At 71.1% G+C, this 6,496-nt stretch carries 5 protein-coding genes and 1 pseudogene; 1 reads left to right on the forward strand and 5 read right to left on the reverse strand.

Translation table 11 applies throughout. The features are described from left to right. Positions 1-1,437, forward strand: a 1,437-nt coding sequence (locus R1101_RS26765) for a WD40 repeat domain-containing protein (protein ID WP_016934000.1), incomplete at its 5' end; no start/stop codon positions are given. Here R1101_RS26765 and R1101_RS0113805 read toward each other — a convergent pair. From R1101_RS0113805 to R1101_RS0113825, 5 genes and pseudogenes are all read right to left on the reverse strand, one after another. After that, on the reverse strand, positions 1,401-2,690 hold the full coding sequence (locus R1101_RS0113805) for an aminodeoxychorismate synthase component I (RefSeq protein WP_026003254.1): 1,290 nt from the start codon (positions 2,688-2,690) through the stop codon (positions 1,401-1,403). The genes R1101_RS26765 and R1101_RS0113805 overlap by 37 nt on opposite strands. Positions 2,691-2,702: 12 nt before the next feature. Continuing rightward, the gene (locus R1101_RS0113810) at positions 2,703-3,584 is read right to left on the reverse strand and encodes an RNA polymerase sigma-70 factor (RefSeq protein WP_016934002.1); all 882 of its coding nucleotides are present in this window, start codon (positions 3,582-3,584) and stop codon (positions 2,703-2,705) included. Further along, complete coding sequence (locus tag R1101_RS0113815; protein ID WP_026003255.1) at positions 3,581-4,732, reverse strand: NAD(P)/FAD-dependent oxidoreductase; 1,152 nt, start codon at positions 4,730-4,732, stop codon at positions 3,581-3,583. The genes R1101_RS0113810 and R1101_RS0113815 overlap by 4 nt, the downstream gene beginning before the upstream one ends. 132 nt (positions 4,733-4,864) lie before the next feature. Continuing rightward, on the reverse strand, positions 4,865-6,004 hold the full coding sequence (locus R1101_RS0113820) for a DUF2786 domain-containing protein (RefSeq protein WP_051017545.1): 1,140 nt from the start codon (positions 6,002-6,004) through the stop codon (positions 4,865-4,867). Between the two features lie 99 nt (positions 6,005-6,103). Beyond that, positions 6,104-6,496: pseudogene (locus R1101_RS0113825) on the reverse strand (methionine--tRNA ligase); the annotation flags it as partial.

The following is a 6,496-nucleotide window of genomic DNA, read 5'->3' on the forward strand; positions in this document are numbered from 1 at the left end:
GGCGAGCCGCTGACCGGGTTCGGCGACGTCGCCCATTCGGTGAGCTTCAACGGAGACGGTACGGTCCTCGCGGCGAGCAGCGACGACGGTGTGCTGCACCTGTTCGACACCACCGATCCACGCGCGGCCCGTCCACTGGGGGCGCCGACCCACGCCCACACCGGTGGGGTCTGGAACATCGCTTTCCTGCCCGACGGACGCACACTCGCGAGCGCCTCGTGGGACGGCACCGCGAAACTGTGGGACCTCGACCCCGCCACGCGCACGCTCGACGAGGTCGACCCGCCGCTGACCGGACACGGAGGTGGCGTACCCACGCTCGCGGTCAGCCCGACGGGGAACACCCTCGTCACCGGAGGACAGGACGCCAACGTCCGGGTGTGGACGATGCCGCAGACCCGCGTGGCCGTGGCCGACGGTGCGCTGACCCGGCCCGCGATCGATCGGTCCGGAACCCTTGTCGCGACCGGCAGCTACGGCCCCGATGTCACCCTCTGGCGGGTCGGCCGGGGCGGCGAGTGGAACCGTGCCGGCGGGATCGCGTTGCCGCGTCCGCTCGGCGGAGCCTACGTGTGTGCGCTCTCGCCCTCGGGGACCATTCTGGCCACGGCGCCGACATCCGGGGGCAGCGTGCAGTTGTGGGACGTGCGCGATCCGTCGGCACCGAAGCCGTTCGGCGACCCGGTGCCGCTGGCCACAAGGTTCACCTCCGCCGTGGCGTTCGGACCCGACGGCACGACCCTCGTGACCGGCGCCGACGACTTCTCGGTGCAGTTGTGGGACATCGCGGATCCAGCGGAGCCCGTGCCCTGGGGCGAACCGCTCACCGGGCCGAAGAATCTCGTGCGCAGTGCGGCCGTCAGTCCCGACGGCCGGAGCCTGGTGGTCACGAGCGCCGACAGCGAGATCTACGCGTGGGACGTCACCGATCCGCGCTCCCCGGGACGGGTGAACGTCACGGGCGGGCACGCCACCGGGGTGAACACCGCGGCCTTCGGCGGTTCGAGCGACGTCCTGGTGACCGGTGGTGACGATCACGACGTCGTGGTCTGGGACCGCGCCGAGTCCGGAGATTTCGTCGCCCGCGACACCCGGTTGAGCGGCCACAGCGGCACCGTCTACTCGGTGTCGATCACCCCGGACGGCACCCGCGCGGTCAGCGGGAGCGACGACGGGACGGTCCGATTGTGGGACGTCGCCGACCCGGACGGGATGCACGAGATCGGTGGGCCGGTCACCGAGATCGGGACGGGACGCTGGCAGGTCACCTTCGCACCCGACGGCACCATCGTCGCTGCCGGCGGCGACGGTCTGCTCCGCACGTGGGGGCTCGATGCCGATGCCGTGGTGGCCCGCATCTGCCGTTCCACCTCGGTGCGACTCGACGACGTGCTCGACCGCTACGAGTTGCCGGCGCCGCCGAACGGGGTGTGCTGAGCGCCGGCCCGGCTGTCGCCGAGCGTGAGGATGCTCGCGGCCTTGTCGAGGCATTCCTGCCATTCGGCCTCGGGATCCGAGTCGATGGTGATGCCGCCACCGACACCGAGCGCGCACACGCCGTCGCCGGTGTCGTCGTGACCGAACTCGACCGTGCGGATCGCGACGTTCAGTTCGGTGCCGGCGATCGGACTCGTCATGCCGACGGTTCCGCAGTAGACGCCCCGCGCCGAACCCTCCCATCGGGTGAGCAGCGTGCGGGCCCGGATCTTCGGGCACCCGGTGACGGAGGCGGGCGGGAACGCCGCGTCGAGAATGTCGGCGACCGTCACGCCAGGTCGCCGCTCCGCCGCGACGGTGGACACCAGGTGCCACACCCCCGGGGCGGGCCGCACCGTCAGCAGATCCTCGATCCGCACCGAACCGGTCTGGGCGACGCGACCGAGATCGTTGCGGACGAGGTCGACGATCATCACGTTCTCGGCGACGTCCTTGGCAGACGCCCGTAATCGCGCCGGGTCGGCGGATCGGGGGAGTGTGCCCTTGATCGGGCTCGACCGCATCGTGTCGTCGTGGAGGGAGACGAACAGTTCGGGCGACAGCGACGCCACTGCGCCCCAGGATCCCTGCAAATAGGCGGCTCGTGCCGGGGCCGTCCGGGAGATTCCGTCGGCGAAGAACGCCAGCGGGTCGCCGTCCCACCGTCCGGTGAACCGGGTGCATACGCACGCCTGGTACACCTCGCCGGCGCGGATCGCCTCGAGGCACCGTTCGACGCCGCGGCGGTGCTCGTCGCGGGAGGGCGGCGTCCACGCGATGTGCCAGCCGGAGGCCACGGGCGAGGGATCGAGGACGGCGGAGGCGAGATCGTCGGGGCAGGGTGCGGTGCCGAGGGTCTCGTACCACCAGCAGCCGTCGGCGTCGAGGCGCAGGACGGTATCGGTCCACCCGCTCGCGGCCAGGGGCAGCGCGGGGCGGTCCGGGACGCGATCCGGGTAGGCGAGGTATCCGATGCGTCCACCACCGATGAGTGGCCGGTCGCCGCCGGAGACGGGAGCATCCGGCGAGAGCGAGAAGGCCTCCGCCGGTGGTACGGATTCGACGGAGACGGAAGGGACGAGCACGGCCGCAGCCCCGAACCACTCGCCCGACAGCGCAGCCGGGCCGGGGACGGCCAGGATCCGGGCGCGTTCCGCCAGTGCACCGAGAACGCGATCGACGGTGCCGCCGCGGCCGAGTCGTTCCATCCGCATGGCGTCAGCTTGTCATGGCCGGTCGGAGGCGCCGGGACGAGCCCCGAGATGTGTGAGCTTGTCGGGATTGCGCACCACGTAGACCCCGGTGACCAGGCCCTCGTCGATCTCGAAGTGCAGCACCATGTCGAGGACCCCTGCCGAGCGGACGAGGACGCCCGGCATCGAGTTCAGCACGGCCGGCTCGATGGTCATGTCGGGCAGTGGGTGCCGGACCAGCCCGAGGAACAGGCGGGCGACCTTCGTGGCGCCGAGGACCGGGACGCGGGCCGCATTGACCTTGCCTCCGCCGTCGGCGAGGTACACGACGTCGGGAGCCAGCAGTGACAGCAATCCGTCGAGATCGCCGGTGGTCGCCGCGGTAAGGAAGGCGGTGACCACCCGGTCGGTCTCGGCGCCCGCCGGGGTGAAGCGCCGCTGCTTGGCGTGGACGTGCGCGCGGGCACGGTGCGCGATCTGCCGGACGGCGCTCTCCGTGCGGTCGACCGCGTCGGCGATGCGCCCGTACTCGAAACCGAACACCTCGCGCATCACGAAGACCACACGTTCGACCGGCGTCAACGTCTCCAGTACCAGCAGCATCGCGGTGGACACCGCCTCGGCGAGTTCGACCCCGGGGGCCGCGTCGGGGGCAGTGAGGATCGGTTCGGGCAGCCACGGCCCGACGTAGTCCTCCCGGCGGCGCTGCGCCGACCGCAGCGAGTTCAGCGCCTGCCGCGTGACGATCTGCGCCGCGTAGGCTCGCGGGTTGTCGACGGCATCGGTGTCGGCGCGGGCCCAGCGGAGGTAGCTCTCCTGCAGGACGTCCTCGCTGTCGGCGACGCTGCCGGTGATCTCGTAGGCGATCGAGAACAGCAGTCCCCGATGTTCGGTGAAGACGTCGGCGCCGGTCATACGTGCGCATTCTCCCGTGCGGCCGTGTCCGGTCCGCGCCGGGTCGGCAGGGCCCGCCCGCGCGCCTGGAGTTGCATGGTGCGGATGGTCCCACGAACGACGGCTTCCTTCACCGGTGCTGCGAGCCGTCCCCGCACCGCCCACCTCGAGGGGGTGTCGTCGCGGGCGGACAACTGCACCACGCCGCGATCGCGGCCCAACGAGATGCAGGTCGAGACGAACCCGAGCGAGAGCGGTGCCGGTTTGCGTCCCTGCAGCAGTTGCCACACCGTGTCGGCGCCGTGGCTGCCCAGCGGCATCGCTGCCTGGCAGCTCATCCGCAGGTGGTCGTGGCCCTCCACCACCACCGCGTCGCCCACTCCGACGATAGGTGTGCCGTCGACCGCCTGAAGGGTGTCGCGGACCCGGAGGCGGCCGACGTCGTCGATCGGCAGCCCGCTGCGACGGGCGAGGTCGGGGACGGAGAAGCCTGCCGTCCGGACCACAAGCGTCGCGGGAATCGCGGTGCCGTCGTCGAGTTCGACGGACTCCTCGTCGATGCGGGCGACCCGTACTCCCGAGCGGAGCCGGACGCCCAGGTCCTCCAGCCGGCGACGGATGTAACGCCGGGTGTCCTCGGGTAGGCCGGCGCCCGGATCGCCGACGAGGGTGAGTGAGTGTCGCGGATGTGCCTGTGCGAGTTCGGTGACCGTCTCGAGGCCGGTGAGGCCACCGCCGACCACGACGACGGACGCGTGATCGTCCACGGCCACGAGCGCGTCGTGGAGAGCTGTGGCCGAGTCGAGGTCGGCGACGGAGAACACTTTCTGTGCCTCGGGAATCGCGCCGGGAACCGATGTGCTGCCCACGGCGTGGACCACCGCGTCGCACCGCAGGACCGTCCTGTCGGCGAGGGCCACCGCGTGCGGTTCGATCCGTTCGGCCGAACCGACATGCAGCGTCGCCCGCGGATGCAGGAGATCGGCCAGGTCGTGCGTGGCGGTGCCGGATCCGGCCGCCACCTGGTGGAGCCGGACCCGTTCGACGAAGACCGCGCGCGGGTTCACCACCGTGACCGCGACTTCGGGATGCTCGGCCAGGAGTCGGTTCGCGGCCGTCACCCCGGCGTACCCCGCGCCTACGACCACCACGTGGAATTGCGTTGTCATCGCTCTCGTCCCTTCGCTGTCGGAAGTGGTGCTACCGACGTGACACCGCTCGCGGCGTGGATGTGACACGGCGTGGGCACGGCATCCGGTGATGCCCGTCACCCGGGTGATCGACCGCCTGGGTGATCGGCCTCAGCGATCGACGGGCTGGGGCCCGGGGGTGAGCGAGGCGGCGTCGGCCGCATCGCGACCGGCGTGGAAGCCGTCGGCGTCGACACCGCGGCTACGCGAGTCGCGGGTGACGGGAAACAGTCGCCGGAACTCGGTGTCGACGGCATCGGACCGACGGGCGAGGATCGGCGCGAGGGTCGTGATGGGTACCCGCGCCTCGGCTGCGGCGTCGGCGGTGGCCCGGACGTCGGCCTCGCGGAGACGTTCGCCGATCCGATGCGCGTAGCCGGTGAGGAAGGCACGGCGGAAGGAGGTCGCGGACGATCCTCGCCGGCCCGCCGTGCCGGCCGCCCGCACGGCCCGCCCGGCCTGCACGAGCAGGGAGGTGAACAGCATCTCGGCCTGCTGCAGGTCGGTCGCGGTGCCGACGATCGTCGCGATCTGCACGCGGGTGAACCACACCGTGCGCACCCGGTTCGCATCGCCGATCGCCGTGAGAAGCAGGACCTTCTCCCGGATGTACGGATTGTGGAGGTGGATGCGCCGGCCCACGACGGGGTCGGTGCGGGAGCCGGGTCCGCCATGCAGTGCGGCACCCACTGCATGGCGGGAGACGAGTTCCTGCGCTTTCGCGGTGAGCGCTTCTGCCTCGTCGGGGAAGTCGGTGGATTCGGCCTTCGACAACAGTGCGCGGATGCGTTCGAGAATCCGGATGTCGGGCGGCGAGGAGGCAACGGTGTCGGCGGAGCGGACGGACGGCCACCGTGAGGGCGGCGGCATGAGGATCGCGAACGACGGCAGGTACTTCCAGGTGAAGGCGAGGCCCTCGATCTCGAAGCGGGTGACGTCGGAGGCGGCCCGGCGCAGACGGTCGGCCAGTGCCGGGGCTTGCGTGGCGTGGACGAGATACGGGTGCCGTCGGGAGATCTCGTCGATCTGCCGTACCCACTCGACGGGGGCGCGTTCGGCCGCATGCCGGATCTGTGCATCGAACAGCATCGTGGCCGCGGTGAGCGCGACGTCGGACGTGCCGCCCGAACGGGCCGTCACGTGCAGGATGTCGGCGGGCTGCCACCCCCGCTCGTAGGCACCGCCCAACTCGGAGAGGAGGGCGTGCTCGTTCAGGCCGCCGTTTCGAACGTGTGTTCTATCGCTGCGCATGCGCCGCAGTGTGGCGCACGGCACCGACAGGTTCCGGTGGCGACGCAGAACGCGCTGGTCGGTGTTCTCCGTCGCCGGACGGAACCGTCTGGTGAGACCTCAGTCCTCGTCGATGTATCGCGGGAACACCGGCGCGGGCGCGGGCAGTGCCGTGCCGGGAGCCAGACGGGTGGCGACGGCGTCGAACTCCCGCGCCTCCGGTGCCTGACCGAGCAGGTCGAGGATCTTCGCACCGGAATCCGGCATCACCGGCTGGACGAGCAGACCGACGATCCGCACGACCTCGAGCGTGACGTAGAGGACCGTCGCCATCCGCTCGGGATCGGTCTTGCGCAGCACCCACGGCTGCTGCGCGGAGAAGTAACGGTTGGTTTCGCCGAGCACGTGCCAGATCGCTTCGAGACCCAGATGCAGGGCCTGGACGTCGAACTCGGCTCGCACCTTCCCCAGCAGTGCGTCGGCCTGGGCGAGCATGGCCTCGTCGTCGGCGGT

Source organism: Rhodococcus sp. R1101, assembly GCF_000278445.1.
Taxonomy (GTDB): Bacteria; Actinomycetota; Actinomycetes; order Mycobacteriales; family Mycobacteriaceae; genus Rhodococcus; species Rhodococcus gordoniae.

Coding starts and splice junctions, on each gene's coding strand:
- R1101_RS0113805 (WP_026003254.1), bottom strand. CDS start 2,690: ATGCGGATGGAACGACTCGGCCGCGGCGGCACCGTCGATCGCGTTCTC.
- R1101_RS0113810 (WP_016934002.1), bottom strand. CDS start 3,584: ATGACCGGCGCCGACGTCTTCACCGAACATCGGGGACTGCTGTTCTCG.
- R1101_RS0113815 (WP_026003255.1), bottom strand. CDS start 4,732: ATGACAACGCAATTCCACGTGGTGGTCGTAGGCGCGGGGTACGCCGGG.
- R1101_RS0113820 (WP_051017545.1), bottom strand. CDS start 6,004: ATGCGCAGCGATAGAACACACGTTCGAAACGGCGGCCTGAACGAGCAC.